The sequence below is a fragment of the Novosphingobium sp. genome, assembly GCF_965228995.1.
In the GTDB taxonomy this organism is placed as follows: Bacteria; Pseudomonadota; Alphaproteobacteria; order Sphingomonadales; family Sphingomonadaceae; genus Novosphingobium.
Window position 1 is genome coordinate 722,255 of sequence record NZ_OZ245852.1, and the last position, 16,896, is coordinate 739,150.

The 16,896-nt window shown below is 59.4% G+C and carries 14 protein-coding genes; 6 read left to right on the top strand and 8 right to left on the bottom strand.

Going from position 1 to position 16,896, the window contains the following annotated elements; all coding sequences use genetic code 11:
- The first annotated feature begins 10 nt into the window (after positions 1-10).
- The 4 genes from ACO056_RS03290 (at position 11) to ACO056_RS03305 (ending at position 5,475) form a co-directional block, all read left to right on the top strand.
- Positions 11-1,057 carry a PQQ-binding-like beta-propeller repeat protein gene (locus tag ACO056_RS03290; RefSeq protein ID WP_421851760.1) on the top strand — a complete coding sequence of 349 codons (1,047 nt, stop codon included), beginning with the start codon at positions 11-13 and terminating at the stop codon, positions 1,055-1,057.
- 575 nt (positions 1,058-1,632) lie between these two features.
- The gene (locus tag ACO056_RS03295) at positions 1,633-3,003 is read left to right on the top strand and encodes a site-specific DNA-methyltransferase (RefSeq protein ID WP_421851763.1); all 1,371 of its coding nucleotides are present in this window, start codon (positions 1,633-1,635) and stop codon (positions 3,001-3,003) included.
- Positions 2,996-4,048 carry a DUF5681 domain-containing protein gene (locus ACO056_RS03300; RefSeq protein ID WP_421851766.1) on the top strand — a complete coding sequence of 351 codons (1,053 nt, stop codon included), beginning with the start codon at positions 2,996-2,998 and terminating at the stop codon, positions 4,046-4,048. The genes ACO056_RS03295 and ACO056_RS03300 overlap by 8 nt, the downstream gene beginning before the upstream one ends.
- On the top strand, positions 4,045-5,475 hold the full coding sequence (locus tag ACO056_RS03305; RefSeq protein WP_421851769.1) for a PBSX family phage terminase large subunit: 1,431 nt from the start codon (positions 4,045-4,047) through the stop codon (positions 5,473-5,475). Before ACO056_RS03300 ends, ACO056_RS03305 begins: the two co-directional genes overlap by 4 nt.
- 310 nt (positions 5,476-5,785) lie before the next feature.
- Here ACO056_RS03305 and ACO056_RS03310 read toward each other — a convergent pair whose 3' ends face one another.
- From ACO056_RS03310 to ACO056_RS03335, 6 genes are all read right to left on the bottom strand, one after another.
- Entirely contained in the window at positions 5,786-6,919 is a 1,134-nt protein-coding gene (locus tag ACO056_RS03310) for an acyl-CoA dehydrogenase family protein (RefSeq protein ID WP_421851771.1), read from the bottom strand.
- A gap of 13 nt (positions 6,920-6,932) precedes the next feature.
- Positions 6,933-8,072 carry an acyl-CoA dehydrogenase family protein gene (locus ACO056_RS03315; RefSeq protein ID WP_421851774.1) on the bottom strand — a complete coding sequence of 380 codons (1,140 nt, stop codon included), beginning with the start codon at positions 8,070-8,072 and terminating at the stop codon, positions 6,933-6,935.
- Between the two features lie 3 nt (positions 8,073-8,075).
- On the bottom strand, positions 8,076-8,825 hold the full coding sequence (locus tag ACO056_RS03320) for an enoyl-CoA hydratase/isomerase family protein (RefSeq protein ID WP_421851777.1): 750 nt from the start codon (positions 8,823-8,825) through the stop codon (positions 8,076-8,078).
- 70 nt (positions 8,826-8,895) lie between these two features.
- A complete protein-coding gene (locus ACO056_RS03325) occupies positions 8,896-9,861 on the bottom strand; it encodes an SDR family NAD(P)-dependent oxidoreductase (RefSeq protein WP_421851780.1) in 966 nt (321 codons plus the stop codon).
- Between the two features lie 21 nt (positions 9,862-9,882).
- On the bottom strand, positions 9,883-11,361 hold the full coding sequence (locus ACO056_RS03330) for an acyl-CoA reductase (RefSeq protein WP_421851783.1): 1,479 nt from the start codon (positions 11,359-11,361) through the stop codon (positions 9,883-9,885).
- 21 nt (positions 11,362-11,382) lie between these two features.
- Complete coding sequence (locus ACO056_RS03335) at positions 11,383-12,810, bottom strand: hypothetical protein (RefSeq protein ID WP_421851786.1); 1,428 nt, start codon at positions 12,808-12,810, stop codon at positions 11,383-11,385.
- Between the two features lie 169 nt (positions 12,811-12,979).
- Between ACO056_RS03335 and ACO056_RS03340 the strand changes: the two genes are divergently transcribed.
- Positions 12,980-14,194, top strand: a complete 1,215-nt coding sequence (locus ACO056_RS03340; protein ID WP_421851789.1) for a cytochrome P450 — start codon at positions 12,980-12,982, stop codon at positions 14,192-14,194.
- Between the two features lie 56 nt (positions 14,195-14,250).
- Positions 14,251-14,901 carry a TetR/AcrR family transcriptional regulator gene (locus ACO056_RS03345; protein WP_421851791.1) on the top strand — a complete coding sequence of 217 codons (651 nt, stop codon included), beginning with the start codon at positions 14,251-14,253 and terminating at the stop codon, positions 14,899-14,901.
- On the opposite strand, the gene ACO056_RS03350 is transcribed toward ACO056_RS03345, so the two are convergent.
- Positions 14,882-15,424: a carboxymuconolactone decarboxylase family protein gene (locus ACO056_RS03350; RefSeq protein ID WP_421851793.1), complete on the bottom strand. Its 543-nt coding sequence runs from the start codon at positions 15,422-15,424 to the stop codon at positions 14,882-14,884. The two genes, ACO056_RS03345 and ACO056_RS03350, sit on opposite strands and share 20 nt — an antisense overlap.
- Positions 15,424-16,893 (bottom strand): aldehyde dehydrogenase family protein, encoded by a 1,470-nt coding sequence (locus ACO056_RS03355; RefSeq protein WP_421851795.1) that lies wholly within the window; start codon positions 16,891-16,893, stop codon positions 15,424-15,426. The genes ACO056_RS03350 and ACO056_RS03355 overlap by 1 nt, the downstream gene beginning before the upstream one ends.
- Between the last annotated feature and the right edge of the window lie 3 nt (positions 16,894-16,896).

The following is a 16,896-nucleotide window of genomic DNA, read 5'->3' on the forward strand; positions in this document are numbered from 1 at the left end:
GATGGATCACATGCCTGACGATCGCTTCACACGGCACCGCAACACCCGGCGCATTCGCTTAAGCCGGGCAGCAGCATTTTTGCTCGCCGCGATGATCCCGAGCCACGGCGCGCTGGCAGAGCCGGCGGAGAAGCCTGGCCTGCCGGAAATCCAGCAGCCCTTTGCCGCGCTGCCCCGTGCCGCAACGTTCAAGGTAGCGGATTCCGATTCCGACTGGGTCCTGATCGGACCCGATGCAGTGTGGGTGGCCGGCCAGGGGCCGCTGCGCAAGATCGATCCCCAAACCAACCGCGAGGTCATGGTCGTACCGTTGCCGGGCACAGCGTGCGCTGGTCTTGCCGCCGGCTTCGGCAGCCTGTGGGTCCCGATCTGCAGCAAGAAGGCCAACTCCGTTCTGCGGGTCGATGCCGTGAGCGGGGCAATTGTGGCCACGATCCCGATGGGGCCACCCTTTGAAGCCGGGATCGCGGCAGGCAAGGATGCCGTGTGGTTCGTGGTGGATGGCAAGACGCTCATCGGCATCGATCCGGCCACCAACCAGCCCGCGCGGCGTGTAACGCTGGTCGATGGTTCCCAGGTACCAGCGGTTGACGGTGATACGGTCTGGGTAACCAGCACCGCGCATGATCTTGTCACTGCAGTCGACGCCCGCACCGGGGCGGTCGTCGGAACAGTCTCGACCGGTCCCAAGCCGCACTTCCTTGCGGCTGGCGGCGGTGCAATCTGGACGCTGAACCAGGGCGATGGCAGCGTGACCCGCATTGACGCGCAAAATCATGCCGTGCTCGCGACGATTGCGCTCGGGCTGCCAGGCCGCGGCGGCGACATCGCCTATGGCGTCGGACCTGCTGGTAAAGGGCTGGTGGTGGTGACCGCAGTGGACGTGCCGCTGACCATCATCGACGCGCAGTTGAACCGACCCTTGGTCCAATGGAAGGGGCCTGGTGGAGATTCGCTACGGTTCGGCCATGGGGCGATCTGGCTGGCCGACTATCTCTCCGGCAATCTTTTCAGGATCGATCCGAAAGCGGCGCTGGGCCAGACAGGGCGCGATTAAGGGGAAATGGTGCGCGACGCAGTCAGTGGCGTACCAGTCTCGTTGGCGGATTTAGCTAAAATTCCCTGCTCATACAAATTTGCAGCGAATTCTGGGGGCCATTTTCAGCGCATTTGATCAATTTCGCCCCGAAATTCCGCCATTTGTGGGCGCTTGCGGGGAGGAAAATGAGCAGGGAATTCAAAACTCAACAGCAGGGAATTTTCTCGGTCGCTGCAGGGATTGTTGAAGCGATCGGAAGGGACTCCGTGTTCGCTCGGTTCCGGTGGCGCCAAGATTCGAGATGGAAGATTCGGATCTGTAGAAATTGACGATGCAGTCAATGAACCAGCGGATCGCAAATTAGAGAGTTGACGGTATCGTCAACAACAACGAATGGAGATTACGACGTCGTAACTTCTTAAGATTGACGGTACCGTCAAGACTGCGAACAACTTGATATCCAATTGGCGAGATGTAGCGGACGTTTGGAGAAAAATGCGCACCTAGGATTGACATATAGTTGGAGTGCATTCACCCTAAGGCCAACTCGACTATGCAAGAGGCTTAGCGGGATCGCATCGGAGGCCGCAAAAATGGGTATCCACAGCCAGTTGATTGAACGCGATGTGGCGAGCCTTCGTCCCTACGCGCGCAATGCCCGGGTCCATTCCAAGAAGCAGATCAAACAGATCGCGGCTTCGATCGATCGGTTCGGGTTCGTCAACCCGGTGCTGGTCTCGGACGACGGCGAGATTGTCGCCGGGCACGGACGGGTTGAAGCCGCAAAGCTGTTGGGCAGGAAGTCCGTGCCAACGCTGGCGCTGTCACATCTCTCGGACGCCGAACGACGAGCCTACGTGCTGGCCGACAACAAGCTCGCGTTGAATGCCGGGTGGGACGTCGAGATCCTGGCGATTGAGCTGCAGGGTTTGATCGACATGGATTTTGATGTCGAACTCACCGGCTTTAGCCTTGCTGAGATCGACCTGACGCTAGACCGGGCGGCCGATTCTGACCCCGGTGCCAACGACGCACCGGAAGACGCGACGCTGGAAGTTGGTGGGCCGCAAGTCAGCCGCCGCGGTGATCTGTGGCAGCTGGGTCGGCACAAGCTGCTGTGCGGTGATGCGCGGGACCGCGATGACTTTCGCGCACTGATGGGGGATGAGCGCGCCGACATCGTGTTCACAGACCCCCCATATAATGTGAAGATCGATGGCAATGTCACCGGGCTCGGGAAGGTCAAGCACCGGGAGTTTGCTTTCGCGAGCGGCGAGATGTCCGAGCGCGAGTTTACGACCTTCCTGGCCGTCACACTCGGAAATGTTGCAGTGCATATGCGAGACGGCGCCATTTCTTTCGTGTGCATGGATTGGCGCCACATGGGCGAGCTGCTGACCGCCGGGCGCCTGGCATTCACCGAGTTCAAGAACCTCATCGTGTGGAACAAGACGAACGGCGGCATGGGCGCGTTCTATCGCTCAAAGCACGAGCTGATCTTCGCGTTCAAGCAGGGCACAGCGCCGCACACTAATAGCTTTGGCCTCGGCAATACGGGCCGCTACCGCACCAATGTCTGGGACTACGCCGGCATCAGCAGCATCGGCGTCGGCCGAGCCGAAGAGCTGGCAATGCATCCGACGGTCAAGCCCGTCGCCATGATCGCTGATGCCTTGCGCGACTGCTCGCGCCGCGGCGAAATCGTGCTCGATTGCTTCGGCGGTTCGGGCAGCACTTTGATCGCCGCCGAAAAGACCGGGCGCGCTGCGCGCCTGATCGAGTTCGATCCAGTCTACTGCGACACCATCATCCGGCGCTGGCAGGCCTACACAGGTAAAGACTCGACGCTTGTTGCTTCGGGCGAGCGGTTCGAGACTATCCAGAATGAGTTGATCGCGACCAGGTGCACCGCGGAAGCCAAGCGACCTGCTGCCACGCGTAAGCGGGAGGCCACTCATGGCTAAGCTAACGAAGGCGTCATCACCGATCGCGCCAAACGCCGCAGCAGACTATCCGGTCGGCTACGCCAAGCCGCCCAAGGCGAGCCAATTTCAGAAAGGCCGGTCGGGCAACCCTGGCGGCGCGTCCAAAAAGGTCCGGGCGCGCAAGTCTGACGCAACTATCTCGCCGTTCGATCAGATTATCCTGAAGGCAGCCTGCCATAAAATCGCCATCAATGAGAACGGCGTGCGCTCAAAAATCACCACGCACGAAGCGATCATTAAAAAGCTGGCGATTGGTGCGGTGAAGGGCGAGCCCTCGGCGATCAAGCGCTATCTTGATCACGTGCAGTCGGCGGTGGAACGCCAGCAGAAGGAGACGATGGGTCGCTTCAGCTTGTTGGTTCAATATGTGACCGAGCAGAGCGTCGCTCGAGCAGTCTCGCCGCCGTCCGATACTGCGCCGGTGTGGCCACGCCCTAACGACGTGGTGCTCGATTACGCCAGCTTCAGGGGCGAGGTGAGGGGGCCGATCGATGCAGGGCAGGCAGAGCCCTTTGACGCGCTCGTTGGCGAGTACCGTATTTGGCAGGCGCGCCACGAGCACCTGCAAAGTCGGGCGAACCAGGCTGCGGGTGAGTTGCTTTTGCTCTACGACACTGCCGTTGTCAGCGTTGAACGCTTGCTCGGTGTTGTGCGCTTCCACTTGCCGTCCAGCTTTGAGGCGCAACTGGAGTCGCTTGAAGGGGAGATCCCGACCGGAGCCCTGGAAATCGCGGATCCCGGCGGTGGCACAATCAATCTTGCAATTCTTTCGCCTGATGGTGCTGATTGCGTCTACGCTTTGCATATACTCAGCGCCTCGGCTGCGGATATCGAGCGCGATATTCCCCGTCGGGCCAAACTCAACATCGCGGCCAATACCACCAGCCTGATCAATCGACTGCAGATCGAAAGGCAAAATAGCGATGGAGGGGCGCCCCCGGTTCAAGCCGTACCTGACTTCGACCAATTCTATGACGGTTATGCCTCAGAGGGTCTGGGCGGCGGCGATAACGCTGCGCCATGAAAGTGCAGGTGAAGCCGCAAGTGGGTGCCGGCCGTCCTCGTCTTAACCCGGCGCTTAAGCAGTTTTGGCAAACGCCTGCACGCACGCGGGTGCTGTACGGTGGACGTGCGGCATCCAAGTCCTGGGATGCGGCCGGCGTTGCCGTGCTCTTCGCGTGCCGGTCCAAGGCCAAGATCCTGTGCACCCGCCAGTTTCAGAACAGGATCGAAGAATCGGTTTATACGCTCATCAGGAATCGGATTTTCGAATTCGGTTTGCGTAATCAGTTCATCATTCATCGCGAGCGCATCACTCATCGACTGACCGGAAGCGAGTTTGTATTTTACGGCCTCAATCGCCACATCGACGAGATCAAATCGATGGAGGGCATCGACGTTTGCTGGATCGAGGAAGCGCACAACCTGACCAAGAATCAATGGGAGATTCTCAACCCCACCTTGCGCAAGCAAGGCTCCCAATTTTGGCTGACGTTCAACCCGCGCCTGGCGACAGACTTCGTCTATCAGTACTTTGTCCTCAATACCCCGCCGAACACCATCAAGCGCAAGGTCAATTACAGCGAAAATCCCTTCGTCAGCAGGACCATCCTCCACGAGATTGCCGCCTGCCGGGCGGTTAGTGAAGACGACTACCGCCATATCTATCTGGGCGAGCCGCGTGGCGACGACGAGAATGCGGTCATCAAGCGCGCACACATCATGGCTGCGATCGATGCGCACAAGACGCTCGACATCGAGCCCGCCGGTCGGCATCGGATCGGATTTGATGTCGCGGACTGCGGCGCCGATAAGTGTGCGCTGGTCTTTGCCCATGGCCCGCTCGTGAGCTGGGCCGACATGTGGCAGGCCCGCGAGGATGAACTTCTGGCGTCAACCGCACGGGTCTTTAATACCGCGCGCCAGCGCAATGCGCATGTCATCTACGACTCAATCGGGGTTGGCGCCGGAGTTGGCGCCATGCTCAGAGATTTATGCGACCAGCGCGGTTTCCATGTCCGCTATGACAAGTTCAACGCCGGCGGTTCAGTTTTCCGCCCGGATGCCATTTACACGGCGCAGACCAAGAACAAGGATCATTTTTCAAATCTCAAAGCCCAGGCCTGGTGGCTGGTCGCAGACCGCCTACGCAATACGTACAACGCGATCCACAAGGGTGAGGCCTTCGACCCCGATCAGCTGATCTTCATCGACTCAGCCATGCCCCATCTGGATCGCCTTATCGATGAGCTGACAATGCCGCTTCGTGACTTTGATGCAGCGGGCCGGGTCAAGGTCGAGAGCAAGCAGGATCTCGCCAAGCGCAATATAGCCTCTCCCAACCTCGCTGACGCGTTCATCATGGCGTTCGCGCCGTTCAAGCCGCCGATGGTGATCAGCGATAAGGTGCTCGATGACCTGAGGTGGCATATGCCAAGGTCTCGGTTTTGAGAAGGTAGACTGACCGGTCGCTGACCGGTCTCCGGCTCGGTTGTCAGCAGCTGGACAGAGCCGACCAGTTGCGCGCTGGCGCAAACTGTCTTGGCGACGCAACTAGCAAGCAGGCCGGAGGCCGGATGTCAGCTTCAATCAGGGTCATCGCAAACCGTCCAAATTGCATAACAAAACGAAGGGCGGGCAAACGGATAGCGGAATCGCTGAATAAGAATTCGACCAATCGCAGACTTTGGATCGTCAAAACTTTCGTTCCGCCAAGCCTGTGCTTGTGTAGTCAAAAGGAGCGTTCCAAGCCATCTCGCGATTAAGAAAGGATCGCGGCGAACCGCTGGCGGTGGTGTTCCTCGTCGCCAAACTCAAAATTGATTGCCATCAAGCGCTTGAAGTAATGGCCAACGGCAAGCTCGTCGGTCATTCCCATGCCACCATGAAGCTGGATGGCATTCTGGCCCACGAACTTCCCAGCCGCGCCGATGATCGCCTTGGCTGCGGACGTTGCCCGAGCGCGCACATCTGAAGGTGCGTCAAGGTTGAGGGTCGCCAAATAAACCGCTGAAGTTGCCAATTCGATCTCCATGAGCATGTCCGCCATGCGGTGCTGGAGTACTTGAAACGATGCCAGGACTTTGCCGAATTGGCTGCGTTGCTTCGTGTAGGCCATCGTCGCGTCGAGAAGCCGGGACATGATCCCCAAAGCTTCGGCGCACAACGCCGCGACCGCGCGATCTATGATCTCCTCGAGGAGGGGCAAAGCATTCCCTTCCTGACCCAACAGCGCATCGCTCGGGATCTTGACATTATCAAGCGTCATGTCGGTAGCGCGCCGTCCGTCGATCGTCGCAAAGTCCTGAGTATTGATCCCGTCCTGGGCCTTGTCGACCAGAAATAGCGAGATACCTGACGCATCTCCCGGCGCGCCGCTCGTGCGTGCCGGCAAAATCAAGTGTGATGCCCAGGGTGCTGCCGTTACCATTGTCTTGGCGCCAGAGAGGCGCCAGCCCTTTTCATCTCGCACAGCTCGGGTTGCAATTCCGGTAAAATCCATGTCCAAACCCGGCTCAGCCCAGGCAAATGCGAGGATCAGCTCGCCCTTGAGAATCGCTTTGAGCGACTGTCGAGCCGGTTGACCGCCGCAGCGCGAGAGGATTTCTGCACCAAAGACAATGGTCTCGACGTAGGGCTCGAGCATGAGCGCGCGCCCGAGCTCTTCCATGATTATCATGTGCTCGATCGGGCCCCCACCGGTGCCGCCTTGGTCTTCGGAAAACCCGGCGCCTAGTATACCGAGTTCATCAGCCAAGGCTTTCCATACACCGGCTAGCAGGCCCGTTTCACTCCGTGATGCGGTGGCGCGCAGTTCGAAGGGGTAGCGATCGTCGAGAAAGCGCCGCAGGCCGTCGCGAAGCATCTGTTGTTCGTCTGAAAACCTGAAATCCATCGTCTGTCGTCCTTCAGCGCAGGATGATCTTGGCGATGATGTCGCGCTGAACCTCATTCGTGCCGGCGTAGATGGAAGCTGCGCGATCGTTCAGATAGGTGGCGACGGCGACACCCCGACCGGTCTGCTCGGGCCTGTCGGGCATGACGAGGCCGCTTCGGCCAGCCAGAGCCAAGCCTAGTTCGGTAATGTGCTGGCGCAATTCGGTTCCGCTGACCTTGGATATCGATGACATGAGCGAAGCGCGCGTTTCATCCATGTCGCTGAACAGCATGCGAAGCTCGCTGATTTCGAGCGCCGAAAGCCGGATATCGGCATCTGCAATTCTTTGCCTCATGGCGAGGCTGCATCCTTTTGTCTCCGCCTTGATCCGCTCGAGACGCGCGCGAAGAAGGGGCGACCACATTGTGGAGCGTTCGTGCCGAAGTAGATACTTGGCGACGGTCCACCCGTCGTTTTCCTGCCCAACAATGCCCGAGACCGGCACGCGCACGTCGGTGAAAAACACCTCATTCAATTCATGGTCGCCAGAGATCGAGACAATCGGCCGGATTTCGATGCCCGGCAAATCGAGATCGAACAGCAGAAAGGAAATGCCCTGTTGCGGTTTGCCGGTGCGATCGGTGCGCACGAGGCAGAACATCTTGTTCGAGAAGTGCGCATGGGTCGTCCAGGTCTTGGACCCGTTGAGAACGTAGACGTCCCCATCACGCACCGCGCTCAGCGCAAGCGAGGCGAGGTCCGATCCCGAGTTGGGCTCGGAGTAGCCTTGCGCCCACCAATCCTCGCCCAATCGGATCCGCGGCAAGTAATGCGCCTTCTGTTCTGCCGTGCCGAATGCGATGATCACTGGCGCAACCATGTGGGTCGAATTCGGCGAAAGCGGCGGGGCGTTTGCCATCGCCAGCTCTTGCTTGAAAATGACGTGCTGGGCCGGGCTCCAGCCCGTGCCGCCGTGTTCAACCGGCCAATGGGGAACGCTCCACCCTTTCTCGGCCAGAACGCGAAACCAGTCCCGCGCGAGCGGCAATTCACAATAGATGCCGGCGCAGTTGCGGCCAGCTTCCGCAAACCGAGGCGTGAGCTTTTCCGCTAGGAAAGCGCGAACCTCGTCGCGGAACTCCAGTTCTTCGGGACTGAACTCGAGGTTCATCCGTCAGGCCTTGCGCGCCGCAAATGCGGCGATCCGGGCATCGACGTCGGGGGCATGGCCTTCGTTACGGTAGGTTTCATGCGCCAGCCCCGCCTTGAGTGGCAGTCCGTCGGTTTCGACCAGCAGGCGCTTGTTGGCACGCGCGCTGAACCAGCTGTTGGCGAGGATCGTATCGGCAAACTTCTGGACTTCGTTGTCGAAATCCGCGTCGGCGAAACAGACATTGGCAAGCCCGATCGACAAGGCTTCCTGTGCATCGACGTTGCGACAGGTGAACATCAATTCGCGGGCCTTATATGTGCCGATCCGGCGGGGCAGCCGTTGGCTCATCCCCCAGATCGGGGTCAGTCCCCAACGCCCATGGGTATCGGCAAATCGCGCGTTGGCCGAAGCGAGGATGATGTCTCCCGCAAGGGCCAGTTCCAGTGCGCCAGTATAGCAATGGTTGTGCACAGCACTGATGACGGGCTGCGGAAGGTTCGCAAGTTGCTCGATGACCGTTGCCTGGAGATTGAGCTGCGCCCCGCTTTCGCCCTCTCCAATGGCGCCGAGATCGTGCCCCGCCGAAAAGCATCGCCCGGCGCCGCGCACGATGACACAGCCAACCGTGTCGACCGACTTCGCAATGTCTGCGACGTGTTCACCTAGCAATTCGAACATGCGCGTGTTGAGCGCGTTCAGCTTGTCGGGTCTGTTGAGGGTTAGCGTGGCCAAACCATTGCTGTCGGATCGAATGATATCTGCGTCGGCCATTTGCCACCCCCAACAATTTTGTCAGCTGGCGCCCTCGCAACCAACTGAACTGTCCAATACACAACGGCAATCACCCGAGCGGCATCGTCCGCTTGGAAAGCAGCTCCATCTGGTTCCAGAGTTTTTCGGCCGATTGTTCGTCGAGCGCCCATGGCATGACGCCATTGAGCGTATCTCGACGTGTGGCCGGGGGAGCAACTCCGCAATCCTCGAGGTAGGCAAATTGCCCTGCGAGTTCCGGGGCGGTGGCGGCAAACAGCGTCGTCGCCGCGCCTTGCTCGACCGTCTTATATGTCCGGGATGTCGGCAATTCGATGTCGGTGCGATCTTTCATCGCAAGGTAGTCCTCGCGCGACAGGTGCCGCATCAGGTCCGTCTGGATGAAGCCAGGATGGACAGCAAGGCCGGTCACGCCGTCCGCCGACATCGCGCCGTGAACCTTGCGGGCGAGCAGCGAACTGGCTGTCTTGGATTGGCCGTAGGCAATCCATTTGTCGTATTCGCTCGTCTCGAAATTGGGATCCTCGAAGCGGATATCCGAAAAGTGATGCCCGCTCGATGTCACAGCGATGACCCTTGCCATGCCGGCTCGGCGCAGAGCGGGTGCGAGCCGACTGACCAGCGCAGCATGGCCAACGTAGTTTGTCGCTAGCTGCATTTCCAGGCCGGCCGAGTTGCGTTCCAGCGGACACGCCATGATGCCCGCGTTGGCGATCAAAAGGTCAATCGGACGGTCAATTGCCAGAACAGCGTCCGCAAACGTATCGACACTTGGCAGTTCGGCGAGATCGAGCGGGATCGATGCGATAATGCGTTCAGGAAAGGATTCCCTCAGCGCCTTGGCCGCTTCCGCCAGCTTGGCGGGCGTGCGGGCCCCAATGAAGACATCAGCACCTGCCGCCAGCAGCGCTCGCGCCGTCTCGTAGCCGAGCCCGCCGCTTCCCCCTGTGATAACTGCAAACTTGCCGCTCAAGTCCACGCCACGCATGATCTCGTGGCTCGTCGTTTCGGCACCCTTGACCGCGTTCGTGGCCATAATTCGCTCCCAAATTTTACGTTATTGCCACAATGCCGGAGTGACGGCGGGATCAGATTCTTCGCGAAAAATCCATTTGCAGAGCCTCCTGACGGGTTCGATGCCGTCCTGTGGCGCACCAAACCCGGTAACGCCTGCACCTGCGTAGCCGAGCGTCACCATCCGTTGTCCGCCGGCAAGCGCAAGCTGATCCTGGATTTGGGGGACGAGTGACTCGGGATAGATGCCGATTGTCTGGCAGTAGGCATCGACCCTGGGCAGGATATCCTCGAGCGTGTCCACCGGAACGAAATTGGCGACGCGGTTGGTAAGCGTCGGCGCAAAATCGACCGGCTCGGGCATTTTCGAGACGATCACGCCACCTTCGCCATCGCGCGTGCCGACGACGGTGTAGAAGTCGTCCAAAAGCGAAGCGGCATCGAGATGGCTCATCAGGTCGCGGTTGATCCCGAATTTGGCAGGGGTGCTGATCTTGTCCGGCAAGGCGATCAATTTGGCATACGCCCGTCTGGCAAGGTCTTCGGTTTTGGCGATGCCGTCTTCGTCCGACCCGGCCATCACGAAGACGATCCGCGAACTTGCGCAGACTTCTTGGTTATGCGCTCCGAAATCGGTCGCGACCCGTTGCGCCGCCTCGTTCATGGTGGTTTCGCTCGCGAACGCCTCATGACCGATGATGCTGATGCTTCTCTTGGGATCGAAAGAGACAAGTTCGAGGCCCGGCTGGATATATTTCGTCACGTGTTTGACCGACGAAAACCCACCCCAGGCAACGATCTTCTCGACGTTGTGCGGTTGGTACAGCTTGCTCTCGAACGCCTCGTCGCCGCCCTTCCAGTACGCGATGCTGATGTGCTTGGTCAGCGGGTGATCGGGTGCCATGTCGATCATTGTGCGAGCGACCGCGATCCCGGTGAAGGGATCGTTCGAGGGCGCCTTGATGATAGCGTCGCCGCGCGCGACCGAGTTCCGGATGACCGTGACGGCCGACAAAATCGGGCTGTTACCGGCAACGATATGCAGAGCGCGCGCTCCGAAAGCGCGCACGTAGCGCTTCGAGCCGCGCGACGTGGTCCGCTCGTGAACCCATCCTTCCAGATATTCGCGGCCGATCTGCGAGACCATGTCTTCCAGCTCTTCGCGCGCAAACAACGATGGGAGCCGCTCATACTGATTGCGCAGCAGAGATTCGGTCATTGGCGTGGTTTGCAAGGTGAGGGCGAGGGCGTGCTGCAAATGGACATTGGTCCGGATGTCGAGGGCTTTGCCCAAGTTCTCGAGATATTCGATAATCTCGTCGACACGTAGCTCATAGACGTCCCTGAGGCGATTTGGATTGCCCAAGGGCAGACGACCCAGGATCGACATGGGATCGGGAGCCAGAAACTCTAGATCTCCATTTCGCCCGCCGAAGCTCACCAGATCGGTTTCTATGACTTTACCCCGGATAATTGCCGGAGCAATTTCGAGGTTGGGATTGGTTTGAAGAACGGTTGCCATCTCAGGTGCCTTTCGGATCTATCAAGCGGCTGCGGACGCGTGGACTTCGGACAGGTAATCCATTGCTTCTTCGTGCGCCTCGGTCGACGCGGCGCAGCTGATCTTGTCGTCCCCACCGCGCATTTCGGTGTAGCGAGCGATCGATTTTTCAACGAACGGTCCCTCACGGCCGCAGCCGCATTCGCGGTCCCAAGTCATCGTGACTTCGTCGCCACTGATGAAGCCGCCCCAATGCGTGTCAGGAAGCAGGTCGTAGAACGCGAGTCTGCCCGTAACGGTGCCGGTACGCGCCAGCGGCTTGCTGGTGTCGGGGTCGAGGACAAACGGGATGATCCAGGGCGCAATGTGATAGTGCCCCTTCTCACACAGCATGTTGTTCGCGTTCATCTCGGTCATGGCGTAGTTGAAGGGCAGGCGATCAACGCCAGCAAACTTCATGACCTGGTCCATCCAGTCGTCGGGCAGCACCATGCCCTTGGCGCCGCCGCCCGTCGAAATGACCGAGTTCGGCGCGAAGATATGATCGCGTCCACTTGCGAGACCTTTTTCAGCCAAAGGCCAGAGATAAGTCGGCGCGCAGGCCATGAAGACGCGCTGGCCAGCCAGGCTTGACGTTACTTCGTTGAGAAAATCCTGCATCTGTTGGGCCCGCTGGGAATTGCTGGCCTCGAATTCGGTGAGCCGTGCAAGCAGTGTGGGTTGTACTTCGAGCCGGTCAAGGTCCCCGCGCGCCTTCGCCGCGCGCAGACGACCAGCAAGGTAAAGCACGTCCGCGCTCATGTGTCCGGGAAAGGCGGTGTGCATGAACGTTTCGTCGCCATGCGCGATCCGCTCGAAATACTGTTCGTTGATCCGGAAATGCGCGGAACTGCCACTCCGGAACGACGGAGAAATGACATGCGCCTTGGGTTGCACCTCGTTCGGACGAGGATCGCCGAATTTCTGGAAGCGCAAGGGGTAAAGCTTGCCGAATGTGGCAAGCTCGCTCTTGGTCTTGGGGAAGAGCGAGACGGTGCCGCTCGTGCCCGACGAGTGATGAATGCACAGGTCGGTTTGCGCGTCCATCACGGCGATCCAGCTGTCGATGCTGTCGCACAGCGAAACGTCGACATGCTTGAGCGGGACCGTGGTCAACTTCTCGAGCCACGAATTGATCATTCCGAACCGGCTTTTTTCGAGAAGCGAAGCCGGGTACGACTTGTAGACAGTGTGCTCGAACAGAAGCGGGATCACGTCTTCTAAGGTATCAAGAGAATCGATCCCGTCGCGATCCGCCAACTTTTTCAGATAGCCGATCCGATTGCGGAGTTGCTCGAAGCGAAGTTTGAGTCCTTCCCATTGCTTAGCTTCGCGATCGGCCTTCGGCATCGACCACAGCTGCGTGGTGGACCAGTCGAAATACTCGACAGGATCCGCGATGAAATCCTTCGTCTCGCTCTGAACTGCCATCTTCACAACTCCTCTGTCCCACGCTGGCTTGCCCGACGGGGCGGCCGCCACGGTCGTCTCGAATCTGCTGATGTAACAAAAACGCTTTTTTGTATCATCGGCTCGCTAACCCAGCTATGGCCTCCCGGCAAGCGATATTTTAATGTCAGTAGATTTTGTGAGGATGGCCATGAACCAAGCCCTTTCCGATCCGATCCCCGACCATGTCCCGGCAAGTCTGGTATTCCCGTTTGACCTATATGCCTTGAGCGACGATCCCCGGCTGGCTGATGACACCCAGGCGGGACTAACTTTCCTCCATCGCGGCGCGCCCGATGTCTTCTTTACGCCGCAGAATGGCGGTCATTGGGTAGCGACGCGCCACGACCTGATGCGCGAAGTGCTCATGAACCCCGACAGGTTCTCATCGGCACAGCTTGGTGTGCCAAAAACTGCTACGCAATCGAGGCTCATTCCACTTTCGCTCGATCCGCCGCAGCACACGCCCTACCGCCGCATTCTGATGCAACATTTTGCGCCCAAGCGGATTTCCCGCATGGCGGACGATATTCGCATGCGGGCAATCGGCCTCATCGAGCAGGTTCGCGAACGCGGATCGTGCGACTTTCTGAACGAGGTCGGCATGCCGCTCCCGGTTCAGGTCTTCATGGACATGATGGGCTTACCGGCAGAAAAATTCGACGTGTTCCGCGCGATCGTGGTCGAATGGTTCGCAACGCCAAATGGCCCCCGCAGGCAGGTTCTGGCGGGCACCATTCTTGGCCATCTGCGCGAGGTAATTGATCAACGCAAAGCCACGCCGCAAGAGGATCTGATGACTGCACTCCTGAGTGAGTCCATCAAGGGGCGGCCATTGTCGCAGGATGAGGTCGAGTCGATGGCGTTTCTGCTCTTTCTTGCCGGCCTGGACACCGTGGCGAATGCAGCCGGTTTCATGATGGCACGTCTGGCCCGGATGCCAGAACTGCAACGCAACCTGCGCGAGGACAGCGCGCTCGTCGATCCGTTCATCGACGAAGTTTTGCGAACGTCGGGTGTAGTAACGACGGCCCGGCTCGTGACACAGGATTGCAAGCTTGGTGAAGCGGTCCTGATGAAAGGGGATATGGTCCTATGCCCGCTGGCCCTTGCGGGAATGGATGATCGCGTGAATTCCGACCCTCTCGAATTCAAGCTGGATCGGAAATCTCCTGCTCATCTTATGTTTGCGACAGGGCCCCACTTGTGTGTCGGCCACTTCCTCGCTCGCCTCGAACTTCGGATCCTGCTTCAGGAATGGTTGCGTCTTGTGCCGCAATTCTCGCTGAATCCGAATGTGCCTCGCGAAGTACGGATCGGTTCGATGACAGCTTTTTTGCAGTTGGGCATCAAGTGGAGCACTTGAAGTTCGCACTTCTGCATACTTAGGCTGCCAGGATCAATCGTAAGGAAACATAGAGCATGTTGGCGCCCCTTGCCGCGTCGGCGGACTATTCCAGGATCGTACCAAACAAGCGCCGGAGGCGCCTGCTGGACGCGGCTATGGCGGTCATGGCCGATCATAAGCTCGAAACCGTCACGATGGACCACATCGCCAAAGAGGCCGGCGTAACCCGCATTACATTGTATCGGGAGTTCGGTGACCGGAGCACGCTGATGGAAGCGGTCGCTGCCTTTCGGCTGATGACCTTCGACGAGCAGTTCTTTGCGCGCACTGACTTGAGCAGGTCGCTTGCAAATGTCGTTAAGGACTACCTGATCGCCTCGACGAGTGTTTCAAAAAACAATCCGGTTTCAAGGAGATGGGCTGGGGGCGGCATGAAGTTTCTCCATGCAGGCTCCCTCATCCATCTCACTGCGACCGCAACTTGGAGTGCGGTGCTCAATAACCATGAAATTCAGGGCGGTGCGACGTGCGCGCTAGCTCCAGAAGACATCGGTCTGTGGTTGATCGTTCAGCAATATTCTCTCGGGCGTCTGGTGGTCGAAACAGATTGCAGCGAGCAGACACTGTCTGCCCTCGTTGGGCAGTTTGTGTCGCCGGCCTTCCTGGTGCCCCAGACCGTGACGAATACTATCAGACTGGACCAGTCTACCGGGAAGTTGCCATAGTTTCGCCGAGTGACGGCCCATCCTCGATCTCGACGTCGAGCGATAGCAACAGGCCTGCCGTCATGATGTAGTATCCAGCCACGAGGATCAGCTCCACCAATTGCTCCGACGTCAGGTGTAACTGAGCTCTTGTGATGGTTTCGGCTCGCGCACCGCTTTCACGTTTGATTTCCTCCGCAATCGTGACGGCTATCTGTTGGACATCGCTCAATCTGTCGAACGCTTGCTCACTCACGGCCTGAAGTGTGGCCTCATCCATGGCCACAGCGCGGGCAACGGCAACGTGCTGGTGCCATTCGTATGCAGATCCACAAAGTTGCCCAACCCGCAGGATGACAATCTCGCGCAGGACCGGGTCAAGTTTGCCCTTGAGCAAAAGTTGGACCCCAAGTCTCGAATAGGCGAGCATGGGCCCTTCTGCATGGCTCATCATGCGGTTTACGTTGAGCGACCCGGTGCGTCGCAAGCGGTCCAGCACTTCGTCGCTTTGGCTGGCAAGGTCGGGATACGCGATGCGTGCCATCAGGCGAGGACCGTCGCTGGTTCAGGCCGGCCCGGCGCCACGGCTGGCGGCTTTGCGCCCAGGACGGCTTTGACTTCGAGGAAGCCCTCGAAGCCAAAATCACCCCATTCGCGTCCATTGCCCGATTGCTTATAGCCGCCAAACGGCGCCATTCCATCGGGGTGGGGCTGGTTGACCAGCACTTGGCCGACGCGCAATCGCGACGCAACGTCTGCGATCACACTTTCATCTACGCCCTGAATATAGCCGGCCAAGCCATATTCACTGTCGTTCGCAATGGCGACCGCCTCATCGACGGTGTCGTAGGCGATCACGCACAGCACCGGCCCAAAGATCTCCTCGCGCGCGATCGTCATGGCATTGCTCACATCGGAAAAGACGGTTGGGCGGACATAGAAACCCTTGTCAAGCCCCTCGGGCCGGCCCGGTCCGCCCGCCACGAGTGTCGCGCCCTCCGCCACGCCTGCTGCGATCAGTCGCTGGATCTTGTCGAACTGGCCACGGCTGACGACCGGGCCAATGTCGGGGCTGCTAAGGGGATCACCGATCGTGATCGATGCTGCGGTCTCGGCCAGCGCAGCTATTGCCTCGTCGCGCCGGGCACGAGGTACGAGCATTCGTGTCGGCGCGTTGCAGGACTGGCCTGCGTTGGCGACGATCGCCCGGAAGCCCGCCGCCGCCGCCGCGCCAACGTCGGCATCTGGCAAAATGATGTTGGCTGACTTGCCGCCAAGCTCCTGATGGACGCGCTTGATCGTCGGCGCGGCGCCGCGGGCCACCTCGATCCCGGCGCGCGTCGATCCGGTGAACGAGACCATGTCGATATCGGGGTGCGCGGCGATGGCCGCACCGACGGTCGGCCCATCGCCCTGCACAAGATTAAACACGCCAGCGGGAACGCCAGCGGCATCCAGCACTTCGGCCCAGATTTGGGCGGAGAAGGGCGATAGTTCAGACGGCTTGAGCACCATTGTGCACCCGGTCGCGAGCGCAGGCGCGACTTTCGCGGCAATCTGGTTGATTGGCCAATTCCATGGCGTGATCAGGCCGCAGACACCGATTGGTTCGTACTCGATACGGGTTGAACCGCGCAGGCGCGAGAACTCGAAATCTTTGAGCACGTTCAGCGCGATTTTCAGGTGGATATGGCCAATTGCGCCATGAAGCTTGTCTGCGAGCTCGGCCGGTGCCCCCATCTCGGCCGTGATGGCAGCAGCAACGTCGGCGCGCCGTGCCTTGTACGACGCTATGATCGCCTCGAGCAATTCGATCCGCTCGCGACGGCTCGTTCGACCAAAGCTGCCAAAAGCACGACGAGCAGCGACGACCGCTCGATCGACATCGGCGGCGCTTCCTAGCGCGACCTGTCCAGCTGGCTCTTCGGTAGCGGGATTGATCACGTCCATGCGACGCGGCGCAGCTGGGTCAACCCATGCACCGTCGATGTACATCTGGTGAGCGTGGTGCATGTT

Excerpts from the sequence above, each read along its gene's own strand:
- ACO056_RS03290 (WP_421851760.1), top strand. The coding sequence starts at position 11 with ATGCCTGACGATCGCTTCACACGGCACCGCAACACCCGGCGCATTCGC.
- ACO056_RS03295 (WP_421851763.1), top strand. The coding sequence starts at position 1,633 with ATGGGTATCCACAGCCAGTTGATTGAACGCGATGTGGCGAGCCTTCGT.
- ACO056_RS03300 (WP_421851766.1), top strand. The coding sequence starts at position 2,996 with ATGGCTAAGCTAACGAAGGCGTCATCACCGATCGCGCCAAACGCCGCA.
- ACO056_RS03305 (WP_421851769.1), top strand. The coding sequence starts at position 4,045 with ATGAAAGTGCAGGTGAAGCCGCAAGTGGGTGCCGGCCGTCCTCGTCTT.
- ACO056_RS03310 (WP_421851771.1), bottom strand. The coding sequence starts at position 6,919 with ATGGATTTCAGGTTTTCAGACGAACAACAGATGCTTCGCGACGGCCTG.
- ACO056_RS03315 (WP_421851774.1), bottom strand. The coding sequence starts at position 8,072 with ATGAACCTCGAGTTCAGTCCCGAAGAACTGGAGTTCCGCGACGAGGTT.
- ACO056_RS03320 (WP_421851777.1), bottom strand. The coding sequence starts at position 8,825 with ATGGCCGACGCAGATATCATTCGATCCGACAGCAATGGTTTGGCCACG.
- ACO056_RS03325 (WP_421851780.1), bottom strand. The coding sequence starts at position 9,861 with ATGGCCACGAACGCGGTCAAGGGTGCCGAAACGACGAGCCACGAGATC.
- ACO056_RS03330 (WP_421851783.1), bottom strand. The coding sequence starts at position 11,361 with ATGGCAACCGTTCTTCAAACCAATCCCAACCTCGAAATTGCTCCGGCA.
- ACO056_RS03335 (WP_421851786.1), bottom strand. The coding sequence starts at position 12,810 with ATGGCAGTTCAGAGCGAGACGAAGGATTTCATCGCGGATCCTGTCGAG.
- ACO056_RS03340 (WP_421851789.1), top strand. The coding sequence starts at position 12,980 with ATGAACCAAGCCCTTTCCGATCCGATCCCCGACCATGTCCCGGCAAGT.
- ACO056_RS03345 (WP_421851791.1), top strand. The coding sequence starts at position 14,251 with ATGTTGGCGCCCCTTGCCGCGTCGGCGGACTATTCCAGGATCGTACCA.
- ACO056_RS03350 (WP_421851793.1), bottom strand. The coding sequence starts at position 15,424 with ATGGCACGCATCGCGTATCCCGACCTTGCCAGCCAAAGCGACGAAGTG.
- ACO056_RS03355 (WP_421851795.1), bottom strand. The coding sequence starts at position 16,893 with ATGCACCACGCTCACCAGATGTACATCGACGGTGCATGGGTTGACCCA.